The 23,561-nt window shown below is 67.5% G+C and carries 23 protein-coding genes and 6 pseudogenes; 16 read left to right on the forward strand and 13 right to left on the reverse strand.

The window, feature by feature from the left end; genetic code table 11:
• Nucleotides 1–724: 724 nt before the first annotated feature.
• Nucleotides 725–1,183, reverse strand: a complete 459-nt coding sequence (locus tag IEZ17_RS34405) for a hypothetical protein (RefSeq protein ID WP_189307158.1) — start codon at nt 1,181–1,183, stop codon at nt 725–727.
• Nucleotides 1,184–1,434: 251 nt separating this feature from the next.
• Between IEZ17_RS34405 and IEZ17_RS34410 the strand changes: the two genes are divergently transcribed.
• Entirely contained in the window at nt 1,435–2,133 is a 699-nt protein-coding gene (locus IEZ17_RS34410) for a recombinase family protein (RefSeq protein WP_229852917.1), read from the forward strand.
• On the opposite strand, the gene IEZ17_RS34415 is transcribed toward IEZ17_RS34410, so the two are convergent.
• Nucleotides 2,099–2,680, reverse strand: coding sequence for a TetR/AcrR family transcriptional regulator (locus IEZ17_RS34415; protein ID WP_189307160.1), 582 nt, complete (start codon nt 2,678–2,680; stop codon nt 2,099–2,101). The genes IEZ17_RS34410 and IEZ17_RS34415 overlap by 35 nt on opposite strands.
• Nucleotides 2,681–2,765: 85 nt before the next feature.
• Here IEZ17_RS34415 and IEZ17_RS34420 point away from each other — a divergent pair, with 85 nt between their 5' ends.
• On the forward strand, nt 2,766–3,521 hold the full coding sequence (locus IEZ17_RS34420; protein ID WP_189307162.1) for a class I SAM-dependent methyltransferase: 756 nt from the start codon (nt 2,766–2,768) through the stop codon (nt 3,519–3,521).
• A gap of 413 nt (nt 3,522–3,934) precedes the next feature.
• On the opposite strand, the gene IEZ17_RS34425 is transcribed toward IEZ17_RS34420, so the two are convergent.
• Entirely contained in the window at nt 3,935–4,939 is a 1,005-nt protein-coding gene (locus tag IEZ17_RS34425) for a GNAT family N-acetyltransferase (protein WP_189307164.1), read from the reverse strand.
• 26 nt (nt 4,940–4,965) lie between these two features.
• Here IEZ17_RS34425 and IEZ17_RS34430 point away from each other — a divergent pair, with 26 nt between their 5' ends.
• Nucleotides 4,966–5,850: an IS982 family transposase gene (locus IEZ17_RS34430; protein ID WP_189307166.1), complete on the forward strand. Its 885-nt coding sequence runs from the start codon at nt 4,966–4,968 to the stop codon at nt 5,848–5,850.
• Nucleotides 5,851–5,929: 79 nt separating this feature from the next.
• Here the strand turns inward: IEZ17_RS34430 and IEZ17_RS34435 are convergent.
• A pseudogene (locus IEZ17_RS34435) lies at nt 5,930–6,823 on the reverse strand (IS256 family transposase); the annotation flags it as partial.
• A gap of 383 nt (nt 6,824–7,206) precedes the next feature.
• Nucleotides 7,207–7,602, reverse strand: coding sequence for a cupin domain-containing protein (locus tag IEZ17_RS34440; RefSeq protein WP_189307168.1), 396 nt, complete (start codon nt 7,600–7,602; stop codon nt 7,207–7,209).
• A 110-nt stretch (nt 7,603–7,712) separates the two neighbouring features.
• Here IEZ17_RS34440 and IEZ17_RS34445 point away from each other — a divergent pair, with 110 nt between their 5' ends.
• A complete protein-coding gene (locus IEZ17_RS34445) occupies nt 7,713–8,471 on the forward strand; it encodes a helix-turn-helix transcriptional regulator (protein ID WP_229852918.1) in 759 nt (252 codons plus the stop codon).
• A gap of 300 nt (nt 8,472–8,771) precedes the next feature.
• Here IEZ17_RS34445 and IEZ17_RS43265 read toward each other — a convergent pair whose 3' ends face one another.
• Complete coding sequence (locus IEZ17_RS43265) at nt 8,772–8,924, reverse strand: hypothetical protein (protein WP_229852919.1); 153 nt, start codon at nt 8,922–8,924, stop codon at nt 8,772–8,774.
• On the opposite strand from IEZ17_RS43265, the pseudogene IEZ17_RS34450 reads away from it, so the two are divergent.
• A pseudogene (locus IEZ17_RS34450) lies at nt 8,911–9,387 on the forward strand (class I SAM-dependent methyltransferase); the annotation flags it as partial. The gene IEZ17_RS43265 and the pseudogene IEZ17_RS34450 sit on opposite strands and share 14 nt — an antisense overlap.
• A gap of 74 nt (nt 9,388–9,461) precedes the next feature.
• Here the strand turns inward: IEZ17_RS34450 and IEZ17_RS34455 are convergent.
• Nucleotides 9,462–9,596: pseudogene (locus IEZ17_RS34455) on the reverse strand (IS5/IS1182 family transposase); the annotation flags it as partial.
• 131 nt (nt 9,597–9,727) lie between these two features.
• Here IEZ17_RS34455 and IEZ17_RS34460 point away from each other — a divergent pair.
• Nucleotides 9,728–9,886: a hypothetical protein gene (locus tag IEZ17_RS34460; protein WP_189307170.1), complete on the forward strand. Its 159-nt coding sequence runs from the start codon at nt 9,728–9,730 to the stop codon at nt 9,884–9,886.
• 159 nt (nt 9,887–10,045) lie between these two features.
• Here IEZ17_RS34460 and IEZ17_RS34465 read toward each other — a convergent pair whose 3' ends face one another.
• The gene (locus IEZ17_RS34465; protein WP_189307172.1) at nt 10,046–10,636 is read right to left on the reverse strand and encodes an XRE family transcriptional regulator; all 591 of its coding nucleotides are present in this window, start codon (nt 10,634–10,636) and stop codon (nt 10,046–10,048) included.
• 34 nt (nt 10,637–10,670) lie between these two features.
• On the opposite strand from IEZ17_RS34465, the pseudogene IEZ17_RS45045 reads away from it, so the two are divergent.
• The 7 genes and pseudogenes from IEZ17_RS45045 to IEZ17_RS34490 form a co-directional block, all read left to right on the forward strand.
• Nucleotides 10,671–11,003 (forward strand): annotated as a pseudogene (locus IEZ17_RS45045) (hypothetical protein); the annotation flags it as partial.
• 29 nt (nt 11,004–11,032) lie between these two features.
• Nucleotides 11,033–11,377: pseudogene (locus IEZ17_RS45050) on the forward strand (hypothetical protein); the annotation flags it as partial.
• Between the two features lie 16 nt (nt 11,378–11,393).
• Nucleotides 11,394–11,567, forward strand: a complete 174-nt coding sequence (locus IEZ17_RS43270) for a hypothetical protein (protein WP_229852920.1) — start codon at nt 11,394–11,396, stop codon at nt 11,565–11,567.
• Between the two features lie 40 nt (nt 11,568–11,607).
• Nucleotides 11,608–12,735: an aminotransferase class I/II-fold pyridoxal phosphate-dependent enzyme gene (locus tag IEZ17_RS34475; RefSeq protein ID WP_189307174.1), complete on the forward strand. Its 1,128-nt coding sequence runs from the start codon at nt 11,608–11,610 to the stop codon at nt 12,733–12,735.
• 284 nt (nt 12,736–13,019) lie between these two features.
• Nucleotides 13,020–13,400 carry a hypothetical protein gene (locus tag IEZ17_RS34480; RefSeq protein ID WP_189307176.1) on the forward strand — a complete coding sequence of 127 codons (381 nt, stop codon included), beginning with the start codon at nt 13,020–13,022 and terminating at the stop codon, nt 13,398–13,400.
• Between the two features lie 5 nt (nt 13,401–13,405).
• Nucleotides 13,406–14,035 carry a hypothetical protein gene (locus tag IEZ17_RS43275; protein WP_229852921.1) on the forward strand — a complete coding sequence of 210 codons (630 nt, stop codon included), beginning with the start codon at nt 13,406–13,408 and terminating at the stop codon, nt 14,033–14,035.
• Between the two features lie 41 nt (nt 14,036–14,076).
• Nucleotides 14,077–16,044, forward strand: a complete 1,968-nt coding sequence (locus tag IEZ17_RS34490; protein WP_229852922.1) for a glycoside hydrolase family 84 protein — start codon at nt 14,077–14,079, stop codon at nt 16,042–16,044.
• 325 nt (nt 16,045–16,369) lie between these two features.
• Here the strand turns inward: IEZ17_RS34490 and IEZ17_RS34495 are convergent, their stop codons facing one another.
• From IEZ17_RS34495 to IEZ17_RS34505, 3 genes are all read right to left on the reverse strand, one after another.
• A complete protein-coding gene (locus tag IEZ17_RS34495) occupies nt 16,370–16,954 on the reverse strand; it encodes a recombinase family protein (protein ID WP_189307211.1) in 585 nt (194 codons plus the stop codon).
• Between the two features lie 216 nt (nt 16,955–17,170).
• The gene (locus IEZ17_RS34500; RefSeq protein ID WP_189307177.1) at nt 17,171–17,320 is read right to left on the reverse strand and encodes a hypothetical protein; all 150 of its coding nucleotides are present in this window, start codon (nt 17,318–17,320) and stop codon (nt 17,171–17,173) included.
• A 334-nt stretch (nt 17,321–17,654) separates the two neighbouring features.
• Nucleotides 17,655–18,029, reverse strand: coding sequence for a DoxX family protein (locus IEZ17_RS34505; protein ID WP_189307179.1), 375 nt, complete (start codon nt 18,027–18,029; stop codon nt 17,655–17,657).
• Nucleotides 18,030–18,131: 102 nt separating this feature from the next.
• Between IEZ17_RS34505 and IEZ17_RS34510 the strand changes: the two genes are divergently transcribed.
• Entirely contained in the window at nt 18,132–18,617 is a 486-nt protein-coding gene (locus IEZ17_RS34510) for a MarR family winged helix-turn-helix transcriptional regulator (RefSeq protein ID WP_189307181.1), read from the forward strand.
• A 188-nt stretch (nt 18,618–18,805) separates the two neighbouring features.
• Nucleotides 18,806–19,779: pseudogene (locus tag IEZ17_RS34515) on the forward strand (helix-turn-helix domain-containing protein); the annotation flags it as partial.
• Here the strand turns inward: IEZ17_RS34515 and IEZ17_RS34520 are convergent.
• Nucleotides 19,733–20,209: a hypothetical protein gene (locus IEZ17_RS34520; RefSeq protein ID WP_308427742.1), complete on the reverse strand. Its 477-nt coding sequence runs from the start codon at nt 20,207–20,209 to the stop codon at nt 19,733–19,735. The pseudogene IEZ17_RS34515 and the gene IEZ17_RS34520 sit on opposite strands and share 47 nt — an antisense overlap.
• Nucleotides 20,210–20,575: 366 nt before the next feature.
• Nucleotides 20,576–21,319 (reverse strand): hypothetical protein, encoded by a 744-nt coding sequence (locus IEZ17_RS34525; protein ID WP_189307183.1) that lies wholly within the window; start codon nt 21,317–21,319, stop codon nt 20,576–20,578.
• A 263-nt stretch (nt 21,320–21,582) separates the two neighbouring features.
• On the opposite strand from IEZ17_RS34525, the gene IEZ17_RS34530 reads away from it, so the two are divergent.
• Nucleotides 21,583–23,271, forward strand: a complete 1,689-nt coding sequence (locus IEZ17_RS34530) for a serine/threonine-protein kinase (RefSeq protein WP_189307185.1) — start codon at nt 21,583–21,585, stop codon at nt 23,269–23,271.
• The last annotated feature ends 290 nt before the right edge of the window (nt 23,272–23,561 follow it).

Genomic DNA, 23,561 nt, shown 5'->3' on the forward strand with positions numbered 1-23,561 from the left:
ACACCTCTTCCTCGGGAGGAGGAAGAGGCATTTTCTCTTCTTGCCGGGTCGCGCCGGGCGCCGCGTGGTTCGATCGGCGCTGCGTCAACTCCCAGGAGCCCCGCGGCTTGGCGCATCACTCCCTGCGCTGCCCCTCGGTCGGCCGGAGGCGGCAGCAGATCCAGAGGAATCGGCCGACGGCGGGTGGCGAGAGCAGGCGGCAAGCGCACTCCCGTCGGCCTTTGTGGAGTGTTCGCAGCTGATGGGCTGTCGGGCCCCGCCGTATCAGTGCTGCCCTTGGTGGGTGGCAAGGTCGTACCGGTTGCCGATGAGCGCCCGGCCCGCAGCCGGGAGGCAGGTGCCGGGCCACCTTGGCGACGCGGGTGCAGGGGCGGAGGAGGGCGCGGGCCGGGTGTAGCCGGAGGCCGGTTTGCCGGAGGTCCAGAAGGTGCGTTCCATGTGTTGATGCCGCCCGTCGGGCTGGTGCCGGCAGCCGTGGCCCAGTGGGCGCGGTCCCGCGCGACAGCGGACTGGGAGCGGGCGAACGGTGCAGCCCTGTGGCAGGGCGTGCCCGGTGTCGTGGGTGCCCGAGGCCCGGTATTCCGTGTGCCTGTAGATGGCGGGATGTGAAACCGCGACCTCTTCGTCCCGAATTGGGCCCTGGAAGATCGCCGACCCGCGTGTCATGGCAAACGCGCAGCTCAGAGCATCAAAGGCCGCCGGCGGGAGCCCCGATATGTGGGCATCAGGCGGGGTGCCGTTCGGAAGGCAGAAGGTGGATGGCGAGCTGGAAACACACCTCGGAGCTGAGTGCAAGCAGAGCCATCAGCAGTGAGTCGAGGATCTTGCCGCTGGCGAGGAAGCTCCCACCTTTGATGGCCGCACCGATGACGAGGAGCGCCCCGAGCACGGTCCAGAATGCGACCGCACGCTGACGGAGCAGCACGGCGCGCACTGCCGCGATGATCGACAGCAGGACGAGCGTGAGGCCGAGCGCGGTGTGCACGGCGAGGGCGAAAGTGCCGTGCGCGACTGCCCAGACGAAGCTCTCGTAGACCCTGATGAGATAGGCCCCCGCTTGAGAGCCCGGATGGTGAGTCGGATAGAGGACATAGAGATTGACGACCAAGCCGAGCCCCGCTTGCACAAGTACCAGAAAGCCGGTGGCGAGCAGGATGCGGCGGACGGCACTGGGAGTGGCCATGAGAAAACTATACACAGAGTGACTGATGGAAGCAGAAAGTAGCGTCGACTTCTGAAACGGTCACTGGACACCGACACACCGTCATCTAACCCTGGCTGCCCCGTACTTCACCCCCAGTTGATCGCGGGCCCGGCCTGCTCCGAGCCCGCCGTCCTGTCGGGGCGCCGTAAGTCGAGCAGGCGGCGTAGCAGCACGAGCGAACCGGCGAGGCGTCCCCGTTCGGTTGAACCGGAGAGGTGTGCCCGGTCGGCGTGACCGGTTCGGTCGGCGACTGCCTCGGTGAGGTTTTCGTGGCCCGCTTCGCGGCGTTCGGCGCCCGCCGAACCCTCGACACCCTGCTCGACTCCCTCGGCGAGGCGGGGGTCGTCCGCATCTTCTGGGAGAAGAGCTCCCCCCGGGCCACCAAGCCGCCGGAGCTGGAGAAGGCCGTCGGCATGTGTCGGGAGCTCCGCGCGTCGGGCGTGGGCGTCACCCTCGTCGTGCACGAGCACAAGCGGCTCGGCCGCGGCATCGACCTGGCCATGCTCGCAGAGGAGCTGAAGGCGAGCGACGTCGGCCTGGAGTTCCTCACCGGCGAACTCCAGGGGGCCCACGACCCCTCCGTCGTCGTCCTCACCGTGCCGGCGGCCACATCCGGCAAGGAACGCGCGTACTCCGCGACCGCACCCTCGAAAGCCATGAAGCCACCCGTACCCGCGGCAAGACCATCGGCGACGCGAGCGTCACCGACGACGCCATGGCGATCACACCTCAGCCGCCGGGGCTCAGCCACACCCCCCGGCCCCATGGCCGCGCCGCTCCCGGTGGCGAGGTGGTCGGTTGGTCTGCTGCGGTCCCACGGTCGCGACCGTCCCATGGTCATGACCGTCCCCCGGCACCGAAAACAAACAGGAGGGAGCAGGTGCCGCCTCCCCGTCACATGGCCGTCCGGCGGAGCACGGTGTCGATGATGAGGTCGATCTCCCGGGGGCTCGGTGGCTCGCCGGTGAGCAGAAAGGTCTGCAGTATCAGAGCGGGACCGGTGCGGGCGGCCAGTGGGTGCACTGTCTCGGGGCCGAACTCGCCCCTGTGCACGCCCGCGCGCAGGATGGCTTCGATGCGCTCCAGGCGTGGCGTGATGATCCTTTCGGCGAACATGGCACGCAGTTCCGGCTCGTGCAGCATGTCGACGATGAACTCGATGCCTGGCACGAGAGTTCTGCCCGACAGTACGTCGTTCAAGGCGCCCAGCGCGCCGGCGAGGTTGTCCCGGGCGGAGTGCTCCGGGTTCGGTTCGGGCAGCGGGGGCAGGGCGTAGCGCAGGGCGTCCAGAACCAGGGGCTGCTTGCCGGGCCAGCGCCGGTAGAGCGCGGCCTTGCCCGTGCCGGCGCGGGTGGCGATGCCGTCCATGGTGAGTCGGCCGTAGCCGTTCGCGGCCAGCTCGTCGAGCGTCGCGACGTATATCGCGTGCTCCAGTTCCGTACCCCGGCGGCGGCCGGGTGTCGCACTCTCTGCCATGGGTTCGACAGTAGACGCTGGCGTTCCCTTCTGCCTACACTCGCTTTAGTGAACAACCTCGTCTACTAGAAGAGGTGAGGGTTGAATGACCGATCTGCACACCGCGCATGACCAGCAAGGCGGGCAGGAGCCGGCATGGGATTTCGAGGCGATGTACCAGGGGCGTGAGGTCGCCTTCGGAGCGGACGATCGCCGGACGGACCTGATCCCGTGGCAACTGGACGCCCCCCAGCCGCTGGTCGTCGAGTTGGAGGCGGCGGGCGAAATCACCGGGCCGGTTCTGGAATGCGGCTGCGGCCTTGGGGACAACGCCTTGTTCTTGGCCGGCCGCGGCCATGAGGTGACCGCCTTCGACGCCGCCCCCTCCGCGATCGAGCGCAGCCGGGCCAAGGCGGTCGCCGCCGGCAGTCCGGTGACCTTCATGGTCGCCGACGCGACGGATCTGCACGCCAGTGGTGTCCCTGGTGGCTTCCGCACGGTTGTCGACAGTGCCATGCTGCACTGCCTGGATGCCGATCAGCGGCGGGCGTACCTGGCTGGACTGCGTCAGGTGTGTGCACCCGGCGCAAGGCTTCATGTCCTGTGCTTCCGCGGCGAGTTGGCCGCTCACCTGAAGATGCCGGCCGCCACGGACGAGCGCAGCCTGCGCGAGGCTCTTCGCGACGACTGGACGATCCGGCGCATGGAGTCCCGCCACTACACCACTGGTTTGACCCACCAGGCATGGCAGAAGTTGGCGCCCGCCGTCTCGGGCGCCTCGGAGCAAGACGACCTCGTGGCCGTCGACGAGAACGGCAGGGTTCTCCTGCCGTTCTGGCAGATCACCGCAGAACTGACGTGATCGACCACAGCCAGGCTCAGGGGGCTTTCTCGGCATGCCCGAGGAAGCCTCCCCGGGGGCACCACCCTCTGTTCCACGACACCCAACGGATCTCCCAGTTGGCGAGGCAACGGCCCATGGTGACGGCTACCGCGCCGACGTCGCCGACATCCAGCTGAACCGCATTGAGCTGAACCGCATGGACTTCGCGGACCACGACGTGTCCGGACGGCCATGCGTGGAACCAAGGCGCGAGGGTCGCCGCAGGCAAGGACGATGCCGCCGGAGGCTTACTGATCATTTCAGAGTGAGTTTGTGTTGGGGGCTGGGCAGTTGGGGTGAGAGACGGCAGTCTTCTGCTGGTGTCCGACGATCTTGTGCCTGAGGTATCGCCAAGTCCTGTGGACTGATCGGACAGCCCAATGACCGGTCGGTCAAGCAAGCGGCTTGCGGTAACGGACGTACTCGTTCTGCCGCCGGAACCCCACACTCTCGTAAAGATCGTAGGACCGGTGCGGATTCGCCGTGCCTGTGAACAGCCGGGCGGTCGTTGCACCCTGCCCGCGAAGGCTTCGCAGCCCGTCCAGCAGCAGGGCCCGGCCAATTCCCAGGCGTCGCTGGTCCGTCCGGACACTCAGCTCTTCGACCTCGCCCGCGGTGCGGTCGTGACGGCGGATGGAACAGAGGGCCACGCCGAGCATGTCCTGCCCGTTCCAGGCAGCCCTCCAGCATGCCGGGTCGGCGGTGTCGACGAAGTCCTGGAAAGGCCATGTCTGAGTGAAACCGGTGCCCGCATACGAATCGACGACCGTCCTCCAGGCTGCGCGGTAGTGGCTGGTCCCGATCGGCCCCGTCCGTATCCCGGCCGGCAGTTCGCTGCCCCGCTCGGGCAACTGCTGCAGATCGCCCAGTTCCAGCTCGACCAGGCTGAAGACACTTCGGTAGCCGGCTGCGAGCAGAAGCGCCGCGGCGTCCTGTTCGGAGGCCATGGCGTTCGCGCCGATCACTGCCGTCCGCGCCGTTCCATGCTGACTGACGAGCTGGCGGATCCGCTCTTCGGCCCAGCTCAGCATGGCTGAGCCAATGCCCTGGCTGCGATGCTCGGGCAAGAGGTAGCCGCGGTGCAGGTACAGCCACGTATCGTCCCGCTCTTGCCACCACCGGATCGTCGCGTAGCCGACGACGCTCCCGTCGCACACCACCAGGACCTGGTTCTTGGACGGCTCCTCCAGCTCGGCAGAGGCTTCGGCGATCTCGGCCGCTGTCGGGAGCCCTTCCACAACCGAATGGGCGTCGACCCGGTCCCGTTCAGCACACCCCAGCCGCACCGCAGCCATGGGCCCGTGGTCTTCGTCGCCGCGATACGGCCGGAACCCGAAGCCGACCGGAAGGTCCTGTCCTAGATGAATGAGTCCGATGTTTGTGCTGGCCGCGACCATGGCGAAGGGCGCCCGTTGGCTCGTGTGTGACGACAAACCTGGACGCCCTTCTGGCTGCACTGTACGTGTTCATCGACGACCATGTGGCCCCTCGTCGCCGGATCGGGCGACCCCCGAAACTGACAGACGCCGAACTGCTGTGCCTGGCCGTCGCCCAGGTCCTGCTGGGGTTCCCCTCGGCCCGGCACTGGATCCGCTTCGTGCACGCCCGACTGGGACACCTCTTTCGCTACCTGCCCCAACAGTCCGCCTACAACAAGCGCCTCAACGCAGCCGGCCCGCTGATCAGCCGTGCGATCGAGGCCCTGGCCAGGCAGGTTCCCACGTGGAACGACGACCTGCGGCTGATCGATTCCACGCCTCTGCCCTGCGCGGCCTCCCGTGAGACAGTCAAACGCTCCAACCTGGCCGGGCACGCCGGATACGGCTACTGCCCAAGCCATTCCCGCTTCTTCTGGGGATTGCGGCTCTACCTGCTGACCACCGCCGAGGGCATGCCGGTGTCCTGGTGCCTGGCCAACCCCAAACTCGGCGAACGCCAGGTGATGACCGCGCTGCTGGAACGCGACCACCACCTCGTGCATTCCGGTCAAGTGATCCTGGCGGACAAGGGCTTCGCCGGGCGGAAGTTCGAGGCGTTCCTCGAGGAGTGCCTGGGCGTCCATCTGGTGCGGCCGGACCTGAAGAACGAGCCTGTCCGGCACGGACGCCTGGCCCACGTCCGCCAGTGGATCGAGGCGGTATTCGACACCCTCAAAGGCCAGCTCAGCCTGGAACAACACGGAGGCCGGACACCCGCTGGCGTCTTCGCCCGCACCGGCCAACGACTCCTCGCCCTGGCCACGGCTATCTGGCACAACTGGACCACCAACGCCCCAGCCAAGCGATCACTGATCGCGTATGACCACTGAAGACATCGGACTCATTCATCTAGCGCGCTATCCAACATCGTCGGATGATCTCGAACTTCGAGGCGGGTCGGCCACCCTGTTGGTCGCGGTCTTCGGCGTTGCAGATCTCCTGGAGGGCCTTCTTGGCGCCGGGCTGGGCCGACTTCGGCACAGTGTCCAGGGTGTTGGCAATCTTGTGAACCCAACACCTCTGGTGCCGGGTTTCGGGGAACACCTCGGCCAGGGCTTTCCAGAAGCCGAGGGCGCTGTCGTCGACGGCCAGGACGGGTGTCCGCATGCCACGACGCTGGCAGTCGCGCAGCAGGTCGGCCCAGGAGTCGGATGATGCGCGGTAGCCGTCGTTCATCGCGATCAGCTCCTTGGTGCCGTCCGCGTGCACGCCCATCAGTACGAGCACGCAGGACTTGGCCTCGCGCAGGCGGATGCGCGGGTGGATGCCGTCGGCCCCGACGTAGACGTAGTCGCTGCCGGACAGATCACGCTCGCCGAACGCGACATGGTCGGCCTGCCACTGCTGCGTGAGTCGGGTGACGGTCGCCGCCGACAGGCTGGCCGCGGAGCCGAGGAACTGCTCGAGTGCGGGCACGAAGTCCCCCGAGGACAGACCATGGAGATAACGCAGCGGCAGGACCTCGCTGATCTTCGGGGACTTCCGTGCCCGGGGCGGCGGAATCGCCGAGGAGAACCGCTTGCGCTCGCCCGTCATCTCGTCGATGCGCTTGTCGTTCACCTGGGGCGCCTTCACCTCGACGACACCGGCCGCGGTGGTCACCTTCCTGGGCTGGTGGTAGCCATCGCGGACAACCAGGCGGCGGCCGGTGCCATCCCGCTGATCGCCCAACTCGGCTATATACGTGTTGACTTCCGCCTCCAGGGCGGCGGCCAGCATGCGCCGGGCGCCCTCACGGACGATCTCATCAATCAGGGAGGAGCCGTCGGCGGTGGTGCCGTCGGAATTGACCACGTTGAGCACGGGCGTGCCTTCCCGACCCGCGGGCCAACACGGGCCTACTCGATACCAGTCGATCGATCACTCGGGAAGGTACGCCCTTCGCGTGCCCTCACGAGCCGATCCACAGGCAATGAGCATTGCTCTCACACCAGGGTATCGCTCGGTCACTGATGGGTGGCTCCGGTCGGTTGTGGTCGGGGAGGTTGCCGTACTTCGCTGCTGTATTGCAACGGCTCCCGTGAGGACCGTTCCTCGGCGGCGTCTTGGGGCAGGGCGGTATAGATGGGCGAGAGCGTGTGCCATCGTGTCCCAAACCTGACGGGCCGTGTAACGAATGAGGCGGGCCGTCGAGGCTATCGGAGCCAAGCCCGAGCGTGGCTCCGATACTGGCTCTGACGAGATGGTCAGGCGAGTTCGTGCCCCGCGGTGCTGTCCACGTGGTCTGGGACTTCCCCTTCGTGGCGGTCCCCGGTCGTCTTGGTCCCCGAGGGTTCGAACATGAGGATGGCCCCTCCCGGCGACGACGGTTTGTGTTCGGTGCCCCTCGGGACGACGAACGTGTCTCCTTTGCGCAGCACGACCGTGGTCTCGTTGCCGTCGGCGTCGCGCAAGGCGATGTCGAACTGTCCGTCAAGGACCAGGAAGAACTCATCGGTGTCGTCGTGGGCGTGCCAGATGTGCTCCCCTTGGGTGTGGGCGATCCGCACGTCGTAGTCGTTCATGCGGGCCACGATCCGCGGGCTGTAGACGTCGTCGAAGGACGCCAGTGCTTGGCTCAGGTTCACGGGTTTCGTATCCATGGCAACGATTCTCGATCGACCCCTGGTCAGCCGTCTTGTACGTTGTTGATGTGGCTGAGGAGATACCCGACGCGTGTCGCGTCGTCGCCTGGCGCCCGCCGGTTCCGTTGGTGTCCGAGGTGTTCCACGCCCGGATCGTCGAATACCGCTACCCCGCGCACTGCCACGACACCTGGACCGTCCTGATCGTCGACGCAGGGGCAATACGCTACGACCTCGACACCCGACACCACGCCGCCGCCGGCAATACCGTGTCGATCCTCCCGCCCGGGGTGGTCCACAACGGCTACCCGTCGGAGCGCTTCGGCCGGTTCCGTAAACGCAACCTCTACCTCGAAAGCGCCTTCCTCCCCATAGGTCTCGTCGGTTCTGCCGTGGATGCCTCTACCTTCGACGACTGTGAACTGCGCCTCGCCATCAGCCGACTCCACGACCAACTCACCGACCCTGACCCCCTCGACATCGAGATCCGGCTGGCCGCGATCGCCGAACGGTTCCGCCGGCACCTCAAGCCAAGCGCTGCCGCTGTGGCTCCGCCGGAACCGAGCGTCGCCCGCCGGCTGCGCGAGTTCCTGGATGGCCGGCTCACCGCCAAAGTCACTCTTGCCGATGCAGCCAGACGGTTTGACCGGACCGTCCCCCATCTCGTGCGCAGCTTCAAGCGGCAGTACGGGCTGACCCCTTACGCCTACGTCACCGGGGCCCGCATCGAGCAGGCCCGCAAACGCCTTCTGGAAGGCCACCCACCCTCGCGGGTCGCCGTTGAGGTCGGCTTTCACGACCAGGCGCACTTCACTCGCCACTTCAAGCGCCACGTCTCCGTGCCGCCTGGCCAATACGCCGGGAAGGCGTCGAGAAGGATCGAGTGAACCCCGTTGGGCCATGGCTCCGTCGACACCCGCATTCAGGAGGGCGGTAGGGGCAAAGGGCTTCTGACCTGCGCCTGCGTAGGCTGGTCAAGTAGCGGCGATCATGCCCTAGGAGGACTGTTGTTCCCTGTGGTTCCCCGCCCGATGCGGCGTACTGGTGGCACGGAGGTTCCTGCTCGGCGTTGCTTCTTGCGGGAACGCAACCGTCCCCTGGCCGCCATCCCGTCTTCCCTTGCCTTACACGGTCATGGGGGAGGGCAGGCTGAGTGTCATGCGCTTCGGAAGCCCCAGTCCTACCGCTCAGTCCGCGGCTGCCATCGCGCGGCCCACCAAGTCAGAGAAGGCGGCCGTGTCTTCAGCGATCCGCTGGCGATCCGCCTGCTCGGTCAGAGCGCGGCCGACATCGTGCGCGAGGCGCGCACATCCTGAGCGGCGCTTGATGCGGCTGTTCATCGCAGCCCGCAGTCGGTCCGCCGAGGACGCGTTGTACGCCGCCGTTGCCGCAGGGGTGCGTCAATTCGTCGTGCTGGGTGCAGGGTTGGACACCTTCGCCTGCCGCAACCCGCACAGCACTGTGGGCCTGACCGTGTTCGAGGTGGATCATCCGTCGACCCAGGCGTGGAAGCGCGAAATGCCGGCGGCTGCCGGGATCGACCCGCCGCCGTCGCTGACGTTCCTGCCGGTGGACTTCGCACCGCGGACTCTCACCGATGATTTGCAAGCCGCGAGGTTCGATCCGCACCGCCCGCCCTTCTTCAGCTGGCTCGGCGTGGTCCCGTACCTCACGCGGGAGAACGTGTTCGCGACCCTCCGTTCCGTGGCGGCACTGCCCGGCGGTTCCGAGATCGTGTTCGACGACGGCGACCCGCCCAGCACCCTGCCGCCCGCGCAGCGCGCCGGACATGTCGTCAGGGCGGCCCGTGCCGCTGCTCTGGTCAGCGCGGCGCGCAGATGGAGGCCGGCGAAGTGGCTGTCCGGGGTCTTGTCCTACCGGGTGGCGATGCCCCGCCACGCCTTGAGTTTGTTGATCAGGCGCTCGACGGTGTTCCTCTCCTTGTGGAGGCCGACGTCGTGGCTGACAGGCCGACCACCCCAGGAACCCCTCTTCCTCCGGTTGGCGGCCTGGCAATTGCCCCCAGAGGGTCTTATCAGGTCGGCCTTCGGGACCTCCAGTTCGCCGGCGAAGGCCCCGGCGGGCAGCTCGCCCGTCTTCTCGCCGGCCTCGTCCACCAGGTCGTGCCGCGCATCCGGGTTTCGTGCCCGCGCGCCTCGGCGAGGATGCCGAGTCCGTCAAGGACATCAAGGGCCTTACCGCGGAAGTCGACGGCGTAGCCGCCGCCCCCCTCCGAGCCACCGAAAGCCCCCGGCAGCTGCCCGGCAGCGTCGCTTGGTGGTGGAACTCCAACACCCTCTGATGGGCAGCGACATGGACACCAAAACCTCAAGGCTCCCTCCTCGCTCGCGGGACGCTCGCGGAGCATAAGACCGCGCGGACCGCCTCAGCAGAGCCGAAGAGGGTGCGGCTGTGGCCGTTGGTCAGACTCTCGGTGGAATTCCTCCGTCGGCCGCTGTCGTCAGCGGGTGCGCGAGTCGCCGGCCTCCACGACGCGGACAAAGGTGGTCGGTTCCCCGGCTTCGGGGGCAGCGTAGGCGTAGGGGCGGTCGCTTGCCAGCCGGGCGGAGGCTCCGGCGCTCAGGGCGGCCAACCGCTCTTCGGTTTCCAGCAGGAGCGTTCCGGTGCTGACGAGGATGAGTTCCTCGGAGCCTGGGGGGTCGGGTTGGGCCTGGTAGCGGTCGCCGGGTTGCAGGGTCCACTCCCACAGCTCCGGGCCGCCGCGGCGAGCGCTGGCCACGTGCAGCAGGGCACGACTGCCTGCGGGGCTGCTCCAGACCTCGACCGCTTGGGAGACGTGAAGGGGCTCGGTCGCGGGTGGAGCGGTCAGGGCGGCGAAGTCGACACCCAGAGCGCGCGCGATCTTGTCGATGGTCACCAGGCTGGGGTTGGCCGTCCCCTGTTCGATCTGGGTGAGCATCCGGCGGCTGAGCCCTGCGCTGTCGGCCAGACCCTGTACGGTCAGGCCCGCCGCCTGGCGTCGGCGGCGTACCTCGCGGCCGAGGCGCTCGATGACCTGCATGGTCGGGCCGCTCTCCGACGGTGTTGACACGTCACTCCCTTTGATGTGCATTATGTTGCGCATTATGAGCACCAGAATACCTGTGGTGGCGCAACTGCCCCGCCTGCCTACCAACGATGTCCTGCACGCGCTGCGTACCGCGTTCACCGAGCTTGCCGCAGGGACGGCGGTGCAGCCGCCCCAGACTGTCATGCCGCTGCCAGACGGCGGCGACGTCATCGCCTATCGGGCGGTGATCGGTGGCGCCCACGGCGTGAAGGTCTCGCCGTACTTTCCCCAGACCAACCGATCCGCTGTCGTCGCCGCCTGGACCCTGGTGGTGAGCACCTGCACCGGGCGACCGATGCTGCTGTGTGACGCCCACACGCTCACGGCGGAGCGCACCGCCGCCCCCAGTGCCCTCGCCGTCGACCGGCCAGGCCCGATGCCGCCGCGCTCGCCGTCGTCGGCTCCGGCACCCAGGCCCGTGCGCACCTGCGATACGCCCGCGCCGTGCGGGACTTCACCTCGGTGCGCATGTACGGCCCCACGCTGGCCCAGGCGGACGCCCCCGAAGGCGTGGTCGTGGGCCGGAGTGCCGAGGAGGCCGTGGCCGGCGCGGACGTCGTGCTGTTATGCACCTCGGCGGCCGAGCCCGTCATCGACGCAGCCGCGCTCGCACCGGGCACGGTCGTGACGTCCATCAGCGCCAACGCACCGCGCGCCCACGAGATCGCTCCGGAAGCCCTTGCCGACCTGGGGGTCTACGGCGACTACCGGCCCACCGTCAGGGCAAGCGGCCGGCGAGATGGTCCTCGCCGCGGAGAAGGGGCCGTGGTCCCCCGAGCACCTGCGCGGCGACCTGCCCGAGCTCCTCACCGGCGGCTGCCCGCTTGCGTCCGGCGGGCGACCGGTCTTCTTCCGGTCCATTGGCCTGGGCGTCGAGGACCTCGCCATCGCTCGCCTGCTTGAACGCCCCTGACCCCGCCCACCCTCACCCAGTTCAGCCAGCAGAGGTCACCATGCCCTTCACCCCTTTCGCACTCGAAGAGTGGCAGTCCCGCTACGAGCAGACGGTCACCCACGACCTCGCCGACAGCGGCTGCCACCCCGTAGGCCTGGGCGAACTCCTCGGCGACGACCCCGAGGCGATCCAGCGCCTGCTCGCCATCGCGCTGCACTACCCGCCGGTCGGCGGAAGCGACACCCTGCGCGGCCTGATCGCAGCCTGGCACTCCGCTGCACCCGACAACGTCCTGGTCACCGTGGGCGCCGCCGAGGCGAACGCCATCACCGTCGCCAGCCTCGTCAGCCCGGGAGACCACGTGGTCGTCATGGAGCCCGGCTACCGCCAGGTCCGCGGCTGCGCGCTCAACGCCGGCGCCGATGTCGACGCCTTCCCCCTCGACCCCGACCACCACTGGCGCCCCGACCTCGATGCCCTGGAGCGCATGGTGCGGCCGGACACCAAGCTCATCGCCATCACCAACCCCAACAACCCGGTCGGCACCATCCTCACCGAGACCGAGATGGACTCGATCACCGCCGCCGCCGACCGGGTCGGCGCCTGGATCCTCGCCGACGAGGTCTACCGCGGTACCGAACGCCTCACCGACCGGATCACCCCCAGCTTCTGGGGCCGCTACGACAAGACCGTGTGCGTCGGCAGCCTGTCCAAAGCCTTCGGCCTGCCCGGCCTGCGTCTGGGCTGGCTCGTCGCACCGCCCACACTCATGGACTCGGCATGGCGGCGCCACGAGTACGCCACCATCTCCACCAGCAAGCTCTCCATGCACCTCGCCGAAACCGCACTCGCCCCAGCCACCCGCGATCGTCTGCTCACCCGCAACCGCACGCTGATCCGCGATGGCTACACCCGCCTCCAGCAGTGGATCGACGCCAGCGACGGACTCCTGTCCATTGTCCCGCCGGATGCAACTGCTCTCGGCTTCGTCCAGTACCACCTCAACCATGCGAGCCTCGACGTGGCCAACGCGCTGCGCGCACGCGGCAACGTTCTGGTCAGCGCGGGCGCTCACTTCGGCGTCGAGAACCATCTTCGGATCACACACGGTCTGAAGCCCGATCACCTTGACGCCGCACTCGACAGCATCCACCGCGTCCTCACGGAACTCACCAGGGGCACCTGATCACTATCGAGCCTGACCGAGGCTCGCTCTCCAAAGAGCAAGGCAGTCAAGAGCGCCAAACATCGTTGTGTACGTGAGGATGCGGGAAGATCACCGCATCATGCCGGCGAATTGCGCCATACATCGCAAATATGCCGCGCGGTAGTCCTGCCAACGCCCGGCACTCAAGGGCTTCTCTCGCAACGCAGCCGACGCGGGGCACGCCGCACAGGACCCATGCGCGGCGCTCCGCCGGATCCAAACTGTTTTCTCCCGTTGAATACACCTGTTGCGCAAGGATTCTGATGAACAGTAACAATCGGCCGCCACAGGACAGCTGTGGCGTCTCTGGTACCAGCGGACGGGTGTTACACCCTGCCCTTGGTATCAACGACCGAGCCGCGCTCGAATTGTTCAGCGGTGAGGACCTGCTGGGCGTCTCTGTCGACCACGCATTCAGCGGCAGGTTGCTGGGCGCGCGGCGAGGTCGCCACGAGGGTGCCGTGTGGGCAGTGGCCTGGGGCAGGCTGACCGCTGACGATTCCACACCTGCGGTGGCGTTCGAGCGCCATTGGCTGCGCCGCCGCAGTCTTCCAGTGCATGCCATACAGGTGGGCGCGCTGCAGACGGCCCAAGTCGTTGGGGCTGTGCGGGTTTCGGTGATCCCGCTACATCGCGTGCCGTGAGGGGTGTGCCGGGCACGCACACGGAGTTCGACGATGCCGGTGAAGGCCACAGCGCTGCCATGCGAGGGCCTCGGATGGCCGGGGCGTTCGCGGCGTCGGGACCCGTTCCCGAGCCGGACTTCGGTGCATCTCCATGCCATGGAAACCATTCCTGGAACGATTTGCGTCATCTGGTAGCAAATCTCCCTAACGATTTCGACCACCACGGAAGTGATCTCATGCGTCATCAACCCGATCTCCCTCAGCCGAACCCGCAGCCGGAAGACGTCGCCAAAGCCGCGCGGACTCGTCGTATGGGGCAGAGGGCCTACAGCAGCCGCGAGGCTTTCGCAGTGGTGGCACTGGTCTTCGGGGGATATCTCCTGCCTGTGGCCGGCTATCTGATCGGTGGGCTGATTTGGGTGCTCACCCCGGGCTGGCGGACCCGAGTGAAGGTGGCCGGGCTGCTGGTATGGCCGTTGTGCACGCTAGCTCTGATCGCTACGAGTGCCGTCACATACTGGCTCGTCCTTCCGTTGGGTGACCCCTACTCCTCCATCGCCACCTCGCTATTTCTCCTCGTGCCAAGCAGTTGGTTCCTGGTGTTGCTTACGGCTGCCTGGATGCTCCTGGTCAGCAGGGGGCGCTGCCAGTGACGGGGAACCGGATCAGTCGGGTTCTGGCTGCGACGCTGGCCATGAGTGCGTTCATGCTCTCCGGATGCTCCTCACCCCCAGGGCAGGGCGCGGCCACACGATCGCAGTCCGGCTCCTCCGCGCCGAGGATCGCAGCCGCCAGCCAGAATGGCCCCGGACTGCCACATATCAGCCCGACGCCGCGGGCAATACGACGCACCGGACCAGATCTCAACATCCCGTCGACCGTCGAGGTACTGCGCGACCACGGCACGGACGATCAGTCGATAGAGACGGTGGTCCAGGCCCTCCGCTCCGCCGGCGCGAGCGAGGTACACACTTCCACCGCAGGCGCTGCGGTCGCCGGGCGGCCGACGGCACTGACGGTTGTGATCGGCCGCAGCGACAGCCCTGCCGTTGCTTCCCTGCTCAAACGCAGCGCGGCGTTCGGCCCCGGAGAGCTTCCTGCCGAGGGGTACGCGATCACCACCGATTCGGTGAACGGGCGAGGCGATGTGCTGCTGGCCGGCAAGGACTCTGACGGTGTCTACTACGCCGCTCAGACCTTCGCTCAGATTGCCAGCCGGTCACGGGTCGCCGGTGTGTCAATCGTGGACTTCCCCGCCATGTCACGGCGCGGCGTAGTCGAGGGGTTCTACGGCAGACCATGGACGCACGAAGACCGACTGGACCAACTGACCTTCTACGGGCGGATGAAGTTCAACACGTACTTGTACGCTCCCAAGGACGATCCTTTCGAGCGCGACCGGTGGCGTGACCGCTATCCGCCTGAGCAAGCCCGGCGACTGTCCGTTCTCGCCCACGCGGCAAGCCGTCGCCATGTGCGGTTCACCTACGTACTCTCCCCGGGCAAATCCATCTGCTACAACTCGGCGCGTGACCGACGTACCGTCCTGGACAAGCTCGGTTCACTGTACGAACTGGGCATCCGCAACTTCGCGATCGCCTTTGACGACATCCACCCGCTGCCGGTGTGGAATTGTGCGGCGGACTTCGCCAGGTGGGGGGCGGTGACCCAGCAGGCCATGGCCACTGCCCAGTCCGACCTACTCAACCGCATCCAACACGAATTCGTCGACCGCCATCGTGGGTTGAGGTCGCTGGTAATGGTTCCCACCCAGTACAGCGACCTGTCGGCGACCCTGTACAAGAAATCCCTGCGTCGTAGCTTGGACCAGCGGATCACGATGATGTGGACCGGCACCGACGTCCTACCGACCAGCATCACCGCAGATCAGGCACGACAAGCCGTCGAGCTGTGGAATCGCGACGTCCTGCTCTGGGACAACTACCCAGTCAACGACTCCGACCAGGCAGCCGGGCGCCTGCTACTCGCTCCCTACGCCAACCGCTCCCGGGCGCTCGGGAACTACCTCTCAGGAGTGGTCCTCAATCCCATGAATCAGGCATCGGCCAGTAAAGCAGCCGAATTCACCGGTGCCGACTACGCGTGGAATCCACAAGCCTACGACCCTGCCGTCAGCGCCCAAGCAGCCGCAGACCACCTCTCCGACGGCGACGCGGACACCGCCGAAGCCCTGCGAGTCTTCTTCGACACCCAGCACCTGGCACCCAGCTGGAAGGGCGCACCCTGGCAACCCCAAGCACCCGCCCTCGCCGCCCGCCTGAAAGAGTTCGACAGGTTGTGGACCTCAGGCCACAAAGATCGAGCTGTCGCCCGTCTACGTGCGTACGCCGCAGTAATGGTCAACGCACCCCAGCGGATCACCGCCCACGTCCCGGACAGAGCCTTGATCACAGAGGCTGAACCCTGGCTCGACGCGATGGCCCTCTGGGCACACGCCCTTACCACTACCTGCGACAGCCTCACGGCACGGCTGAACGGAGACGCCCCGAGAGCCGACGAGCTACAGACCCGCTCCCGAGCCTTGGCGAAGCAGGCGTCAGTCATCCGAACCATTCCCGGGGCAACCCGGCCGCAGGGCACGGTAAAGGTCGCGGACGGAGTACTCGACACATTCCTGGAGAAGGCCGCGTCCCTTCGCTGACGGCTTTCCAGATCCCCTCCGATCCGTGAGGCGACCTGAACGGCCCATTTCGCGAAGGACAAGACCATCGCCATCCGACCTGCCTGACGCCTGACAGAGCTGTGGTGGTGAGGCCGCCCCAACTGTGGCTGCATCACGGTCCCCCGCCCTTACGCATCAGCTGGGTGGGCATCGGCCAGCCGATGGCAGTGCTACGCAGCACACTTCAAGCAGAGTTCGACGAGGTCCTGTGGCGCCGTCGGCGGGGGCAGGTATTCGGGGCCCACGCCGTCGTATCCGCCGCAGAAGCAACGGACGGACGTCGCTGACCTGCGGGAACATGGGGTCAGTGCGCAGGTTGTCCAGGTTGTGGCAACGCGGGCCCGTCCGTCGTGTCAGGGAGCGCGTCGCGTCCACCCTTGAGCCCGGGAACGTAGTTGTAGATCGTATTCCGGCTGACGTCGAGGAGCCTGGCGATCGAGACGACCGTGTTCTCCGGCTGGGTGAGCAGGTCTCGGGCGTGCCGGATCTGCTGCTCGGTCCTGGCGGGTGGTCGGCTGGGGCGGGCGCCGCGGGCGCGGGTGGCGTCGAGTCCTTCGTGGGTGCCCTGGACGGTGAGTTCGCGGATGAACTCTGCCAGGGCGGCGACGACGTGAAAGAAGTGCCGGCCACTGGGGGTGGCGGTCTCCAGGTTCTCGTGCAGCGAGGTGAAGTCGATACCGCGCTTGGGCAAGCCGGCCACGATCGCGATGAGGTCCTGGATGGAGCGGCCGAGCCGGTCCAGGGAGGGGACGACGAGGGTGTCGCCTTCGCGGGCGTAGTCGAGTGCCTTCCAGGGTTCCCCGTGTTCGACGTTCTTGCCGGACTTCTTGTCGGTGAAGATCCGGAGGCAGCCGACCTGGGTGGGGGCGTGGTTGCCCCGGGCCCGCAGTGCCGGTTGTCCGCAGGGGCCGTCGGCCGTGCTCGTCGAGTTGCGCGAGCTCGCGTTCGTAGGCTGGGTCGATCTCGCCGGGGAAGTTCACCGCCGAGCCGCGGGCCGGGTTAAAAACAAGGTCAGCGGTTTGTGCAGGGGTTCCCGAAGGTGGGCCGAGGGCTCCGGTGACGTTGATGGTGTTGCCGCACCAGTTCTCCGGTTTGCTACCGGCGACTAGGTCACGGTGCCGCTGCTGACGCCCGGGTCGTTGTCGGCCGTGCCGTGGGTGTCCGCGCCGCTGTGCGCGGAGGTGATGCCGGTCATGGCCATGACCGCGGAACGCGCCGCCAGTATGAGGGCTGCGGCCGGGTTGATGGTCTTCATTCCTCTTGCTCGCCTTCCGCGTTCCGCTGGTACGGCCGGTGAGAGCGCTGAAGAGGGCGCCCGCACTGGGCGCCCCCTTCCGTTCTACCGAGGCCGGCATCGGCGGTCAGATGACTCCGGGTTCTGCCGACACTGCCGCCCCCGTGGATTCGAGGGCGGGCAGCTCCAGCTGTACGACACAGTGGTTTGCCGCGGCCGAGCCGAACGCGGGGAGGGCTACCGGGTCGGTGAGCCGGACCATGACAGTGTCGCGTTCTTCCCTTCCAGCGCATTCCGTGAAGTGCTGACATCTCATGGCCACCGCGCCACCCTCTGCAGTTCTGCACGCTCGCCGTCAGAAGGCGTACGGCCCGAATCGCCCCCAGGCCACGACCGCCGCCATGGCCAGCAGGAGTGCGTTCACCGCGACGTTTCGGCCTTCACCGCGCCTGGCATGCACGGCGCCGGCGCCGATCATGAGAAGTCCGAGTCCGGTGGCCGCGGCGGGCACCAGGCCGACGGCCGTATCGACCGCGGCAGGCAGGACGGCACCCAGGGCGCCGAGGATCTCCAGCAGGCCGATCGCCTTGATCGCGCCGGGTGAGTAGTCCGCTGCCCAGGCGCCGGAGGTCGCGACGACCTTCTCTTTGGGCTGGAGCAGCTTGGCTGCACCGGCGGCGAGGAACAGGACGGCGAGGAGTCCGGTGAGGATCCAGAGGAAGGTGTTCATGGAATTCCGATCATGAGGGTTCCGAGACAGCGACATATTGAAGCTTCAACTAAAATAGGCTGCGTCACTTGAAGCGTCAAGTGATCGGTTAAGGTCATGGGCATGAACAAGGACGAGCCGCGCTGGCTGAGCGCATCCGAGCTCGACGCCTGGAAGGCGTTCAGCGCGATGCTCATCAAGCTGCCCGCTGCCCTGGACGCCCAGCTTCGCAACGACGCCGGCCTGAACCAGTTCGAGTACCTCGTGCTGGCCGCCCTCTCCGACGCGCCGGAGCGCACGCTGCGGATGAGTGAGCTCGCCGTCCTCGCCAACGGCTCGCTCTCCCGCTTGTCGCACGTGGTCAAGCGACTGGAGGGGCACGGCTACGTACGCCGGGAGCCCTGCCCCGACGACGGCCGCTACACCAACGCCCTCCTCACCGAGCAGGGCTACCGGAAGCTGGCCGACAGCGCGCCCGGCCACGTCCAGCACGTACGGTCACTCGTCATGGACCCCCTGGAACCCGAGCAGATCGACCAACTGCGCCTGATCTCGCTGCGGATCCTCCATGTGATGGACCCCGACCTTGCCTGGCCTGACTGCCACTGACCTGCGAGCGAGCAGCGCCGGGCCCGGCTGGCGGGATATCCGGCATCACACCTCGGCATCGCCCTGACCGGTCGTCACGCCGCCGTGTCAACATCGTCGGGACCCTCCCCACGGCAGTCGCTCCAGGACGGCGGGCACTATGAACGCGCAAGCACAAGAGCCTCCGAGCCCGGGGCCTGAGTAACCACGGCTTCGACTCGTTCTACCCCAAGTACAGGTGCGGGTGGCCCCGCACCTTCACCCTCCCGGAACGACGGGAGGTCAAGAAGATCGCCACATCCAAGCAGGCCGAGCACGGCCTGCCGTTTTCGACCTGGAGCCTGGCCAACCTGGCCGATTTCCTGGTCTCCGAGGGGGGCGGCGACATCGGCCACGAGGGCCTGCGCATCCTGCTCCGCGAGGAGGGCGTGTCGTTTTCAACGCGTGAAGACCTGGAAGACCTCACGCGACCCCGACTACGCCGCCAAGAAGGCCCGGATCGTGCACCTCTACGCGATCGCCGATGGCGAGGTCATACCCGAGGACGGCGAGCCCGAAGTCGTGTTTGGCATGGACGAGTTCGGGCCGCTCAACCTCCAGCACCACCCGGGCCGACAACGGGCCGAGCGCGGCGGCAGGCACCAGGACCCCGATCGCGAGCCCCGGCCCCGCCGGCGGGCGACCTACACGCGCCCGCACGGGGTCAGGCACCTGTTCGCCGCCTGCGACCTGACCGAGGACCAGCTCTGCGGACACATCAAGAAAGCCAAGAACTGGTCAATGTTCCTGGAGTTCTGCCGCTACCTGCGCTCACTGCACCCGATGGACGTGCGCATCGCGATTGTCTGCGACAACCCACTCACCCCACCTGACCACGAAGCGGTGCCAGCGGGTCGCGAAGTGGGCAGCGGCGAACAACGCAGAGATCGCCTACACCCCGACCAACAGCTCCTGTCTCCACCGGATCGAGGCCCAGTTCACCGCTGTGCGCTACTTCGCCCTCGACGGCACCGACCACGCAAGCCACAAAAAGCAGGGGAGCGTGATCCGCCGCTACATATCCTGGCGAAACAAGCACGCCGCCGACGAACGTCTCCGCGCGGTCGTGGACAGGGCGAACGTTGCCCGATGCGGCACTAGCGTCGAGAATGCCGCTGCCGTACTGCGTGGACCGCTGCCATGACCGACATCAGCAGGAAGGCCAGGGCCCCCACACCCGACGTCATCGCCAACGCCGCCGCCCCGCCGCCATCCACATCGTCTTCATGGGCGACCATCCGCGGGTCGTCCGCCTGGTATCGGACGGTCATACGGTCGCCGACACTCCTCTTCCCGCCGCTGCTGCCCACCGGCAGATTCGCGACCACGGTCCGCTCGTTGGCCTCGAACTTGACCCGGCAATCGCCCAATATGCACGGGCCGGCCTCATGCAGCGTCGCTGGAGCCTGCACGCCGCCCTGAAGAGAGCGCAGATGCTGGGCCGCCGGTAGCAGTAGAAGCGACAGTGCGGCCAACAGCAGCGCGACACACAGCCCTGTCCCCGCAGCCGCCAGAGGCCGCGGTTTCACCCGAACCCAATGTTGGGCGCCAGGGGGGTCAGTTATGTCGTCCACGTCTCTCACCATACGTACCAATTTCTCTGGAAATGATGAGCTAAGTCTCTCACGTGGCCTTTCGTTTGCGTGCGGACGTCTGACCAGCTCTGACGCTCGCGCCAAAAGTCATTACATGCCGACGCCGACTTGCGTCAGACGCCCCCGGGACGGCACGGAGCACATCAGGCTTCCGACGGGCATCGCAATCCGCCCTGAACCCGCACTGGCCAGACCACCCGACAGGGCGAACGTTGCCTGATGCGGCACTCGCAGCGGCCCACGTCCAGCCCTGTGCCATGCAGCGGTCCGACTGCTTCGGCCGGGACGCGGGTCGAGCGCACCGGGGGTTGTTCCCCAGCTGCGCCCGCCGTTCCGCTCCCCGTCTCAGATGACCTTGACTTCTTCCTTGAATGTGAAGTTCACATCCACAATGTCGTCGGACGCGACCGTGAGTGATCCGGTTTCGCTGATCACTGTCACCGGGGCCGGGGTGTTGTTGGTGTTGGTGGTGGCGCCTGAAGCACTGGCGGTTGCCCCAGGAGCGGGGAGTGGCGTGACGCAGAAGTCCCCGGCGGTGGAGGCGACTTCGACTTGGCCGGGGCAGAGGATGGCGGCGTGGGCGGGGGCTGCGCTGATCAGCCAGGTGGCGCCGAGGGCGAGGGCGGTCAGGACAGCGGCTATGCGCCGGCGGGGGCGAGTCGGAGGTTCATCAAGTCTCCCTTCTGGCCCCGCGAAGCGGGCTTCATTCCGTGGCCCACCGCGGTCCTTCCTGCGCGCTGCGCTCGGTGCAGGTGAGCCGATGGTGATGGTGACGACCCGCAGGCCGTCGCGTAAGGCTTGGTGCCGCAGCGCGCGGAGCGCACCCACAGCGCACGCGCTCACCCCGGCGCCCCCGTAGCGACCGAAGATGTGGTGGGGATCCCGGCCCACGAGCTCGCCGTGCATCCGCCACGAGGGCGTCGGATCCTCGTGGCACTGTGTGACTGATTCCCTCGCCCACGCAGTCGAGCATGACGCCACACGGTTGTCGTACTTGTGCTGGGCGATGGGGGTGACCATCTCCTGCGGAAGTTCCCGCTTCTCGGTCTTCCCGTCGTAGGAATACGGATCCTCGCCGCTGCCGGCCATGGGCGGGGCGACCTGCCTCCATCACGGATCAGTGGGCAACGGGCCTTCGGTGACCGGATCGGTGGCGCCGAGGCTCAGGCAGTAAGGCGTCACCTGGAACCGCTGGGTGAGGTGGTGGCCGGGTGTGAATGAGCGCCTGGTTCACTCAGTCACACGGACGGACGTGACCATTGCCGCCCGACCTGTCTCCCGGCGTGATCTCAAGCGGACATATACTCCCCCTGCTCGGTCGACAGGGTGCACAGGGGGAGCACGGGGGAAGCATGACGGACATCGACTACATGGTGATTTCGCTGGGTTCGGGCCTCCTGGTCGTGGCCGTACTGACGCTGGTGGTGCGACTGGCGTCACTGCCGCTGCTGTTGCGCGCTCAACGGTCCGCGTATCAACGGGCGTTGGCGACCGGAAGCGGGAGTGCGTCGCCGGACGGGTTCCCGGCGGCAGCCCTCGGGGAGCTGGCGCTCGGAGTCGCAGGCGGCATCGGCCTGGTACTCCTGCTGCGCGGCGATTTCGTTGCCGGCTTCGATGTGCTGTCGCAGCCGATCGGCTTGGGAGCTGCCCCGGCCCTCGCCATGGAGTTGGACGTCCCCTACGGAACCGCGCAGCTGTGGCTGCTCGTCGGCGGGATCCCGATTCTGGTGCTCTGGGTTTTCCTCTGGCTCCTGACGCAGCGCAACCTGCTGAAACTCGGTATACCCGCGGGGCCTTGGGTCTCACCCGAGATGCGTGGTCGGCTGGCCGGCCTGATCCTTCTTCGGGTGGTGGTCGGCGTGTTCGTACCGGTCGGGGTGGTGGTGGCCGCCCTGCTGTTCCAGGTCGTCGCACTCGTGACCAGTTGGAGGCGCCGGTCCGCCACCGCTCCGGTTCCGCTCCAGCCCACCCCGTACAGTCCGCCCTCCCCGTACGCGAAGACGGTGCACTCCGAGCAGCCCGTCCCGTACGCGCCGCCCGTTCCGGCCTCTCCACCCGCGAGGCCCGGCGCGTACCTACCGACCCAGGCCGATCGGGGTGCCGGTGCCACGCCACAGGCAGCCCGCGAGGTCGCCTACCATGAGCTGCACCCGAACGAACCACGGACGATCGCCGGGTACCAGCTGCTCGGCCGGATCGGGTCCGGTGGGATGGGCACGGTGTACCTCGCCCGGCGGGAGGGGGCGGCGACGCAGGTGGCCCTGAAGACCATCCATCCCGAACTCCTCCACCACGACGAGCTGTTGCGCCGTTTCCAGCGCGAAGCGGAGGTGCTGGCCATGGTCTCCGGCGCCTACACCGCCCGGGTACTGGATGCCGGGGTGGACGCCGGACGGCCGTATCTGGCCATGGAGTTGCTGGACGGGCGACCCCTCGACGTCCATCTGCGGGAGCAGGGCACGATCCGCTCCGCCGAGGCACTGAGGGCCCTGGCGCTGGCCCTGGCCGTCGCCCTGTCCGAGGTGCACCGGCTCGGCCTGGTCCACCGGGACCTCAAGCCCGCCAACATCATGCTGACCACCGCCGGACCGCGCCTGCTCGACTTCGGCATCGCGGCGATCGTCGACGGTACGCGGCTGACCCGCACCGGCGGCGGACCGGGGACGCTGACGTACATGGCGCCGGAGCAGCTCGGTGACGAGCCCGTCGGCCCGGCAGCCGACGTCTGGGCATGGGCGTGCTGCGTGGTGTCCGCGGCGCACGGCATCAGCCCGTTCGCGGCGGCCAGCACGGGTGCGGTGATCCGCCGGATCGTGGACACCGGGCCCGAGCCCGCCGGGCTGGAGGCGGTGCGCGCACTCGACCCGGCTCTGGCGGCGGCCGTCGGGCGGGCGTTGACCCGCGATCCGGCGGGGCGCCCGGCGGACGGCGCGGCCCTGGTGGAGCTGCTGACGGCCCAGCAAGGGACGGGTCTCACGCTCCTGGATACGAACGCCGTCCGGGAGCAGATCACCCAGGGCTGGCGCACGCTTGTGTTCTGAGCACCCGAGCACCGCATGTCGGGGCACCGTCGCCCACACCCGTGCGGCGCTCCACCGTGTGACGCTTGGCGGGTGCTGCGCAGGGACGAGGTAGCGGTCTGGCCATGGTCGGCAGCGTCGAGTCCCCCTTGCCCAAAAGGCAAGGGTATGTTGCACCTATCAAAACGTCTGCGATGCTCATCGGAAAGCGTCGGCCGCCCGACCCTCATGACGCACGGCCTCCTCTGAAACGCCGTTCCCAGAAATCCCCGGCTGGGAACGTGGTGGGAACATGACGATGAAGAAGGCCC

Origin of the sequence: Streptomyces albospinus, from assembly GCF_014648695.1 — a bacterium.
GTDB classification, from domain to species: Bacteria; Actinomycetota; Actinomycetes; order Streptomycetales; family Streptomycetaceae; genus Streptomyces; species Streptomyces albospinus.

What these genes read in the sequence shown, in the direction of transcription:
- IEZ17_RS34405 (WP_189307158.1), bottom strand. Translation starts at nt 1,183, where the DNA reads ATGGCCACTCCCAGTGCCGTCCGCCGCATCCTGCTCGCCACCGGCTTT.
- IEZ17_RS34415 (WP_189307160.1), bottom strand. Translation starts at nt 2,680, where the DNA reads ATGGCAGAGAGTGCGACACCCGGCCGCCGCCGGGGTACGGAACTGGAG.
- IEZ17_RS34420 (WP_189307162.1), top strand. Translation starts at nt 2,766, where the DNA reads ATGACCGATCTGCACACCGCGCATGACCAGCAAGGCGGGCAGGAGCCG.
- IEZ17_RS34425 (WP_189307164.1), bottom strand. Translation starts at nt 4,939, where the DNA reads ATGGTCGCGGCCAGCACAAACATCGGACTCATTCATCTAGGACAGGAC.
- IEZ17_RS34440 (WP_189307168.1), bottom strand. Translation starts at nt 7,602, where the DNA reads ATGGATACGAAACCCGTGAACCTGAGCCAAGCACTGGCGTCCTTCGAC.
- IEZ17_RS43265 (WP_229852919.1), bottom strand. Translation starts at nt 8,924, where the DNA reads ATGAACAGCCGCATCAAGCGCCGCTCAGGATGTGCGCGCCTCGCGCAC.
- IEZ17_RS43270 (WP_229852920.1), top strand. Translation starts at nt 11,394, where the DNA reads ATGGTCCTCGCCGCGGAGAAGGGGCCGTGGTCCCCCGAGCACCTGCGC.
- IEZ17_RS34475 (WP_189307174.1), top strand. Translation starts at nt 11,608, where the DNA reads ATGCCCTTCACCCCTTTCGCACTCGAAGAGTGGCAGTCCCGCTACGAG.
- IEZ17_RS34480 (WP_189307176.1), top strand. Translation starts at nt 13,020, where the DNA reads ATGAACAGTAACAATCGGCCGCCACAGGACAGCTGTGGCGTCTCTGGT.
- IEZ17_RS34490 (WP_229852922.1), top strand. Translation starts at nt 14,077, where the DNA reads ATGAGTGCGTTCATGCTCTCCGGATGCTCCTCACCCCCAGGGCAGGGC.
- IEZ17_RS34500 (WP_189307177.1), bottom strand. Translation starts at nt 17,320, where the DNA reads ATGAAGACCATCAACCCGGCCGCAGCCCTCATACTGGCGGCGCGTTCC.
- IEZ17_RS34505 (WP_189307179.1), bottom strand. Translation starts at nt 18,029, where the DNA reads ATGAACACCTTCCTCTGGATCCTCACCGGACTCCTCGCCGTCCTGTTC.
- IEZ17_RS34510 (WP_189307181.1), top strand. Translation starts at nt 18,132, where the DNA reads ATGAACAAGGACGAGCCGCGCTGGCTGAGCGCATCCGAGCTCGACGCC.
- IEZ17_RS34525 (WP_189307183.1), bottom strand. Translation starts at nt 21,319, where the DNA reads ATGGCCGGCAGCGGCGAGGATCCGTATTCCTACGACGGGAAGACCGAG.
- IEZ17_RS34530 (WP_189307185.1), top strand. Translation starts at nt 21,583, where the DNA reads ATGACGGACATCGACTACATGGTGATTTCGCTGGGTTCGGGCCTCCTG.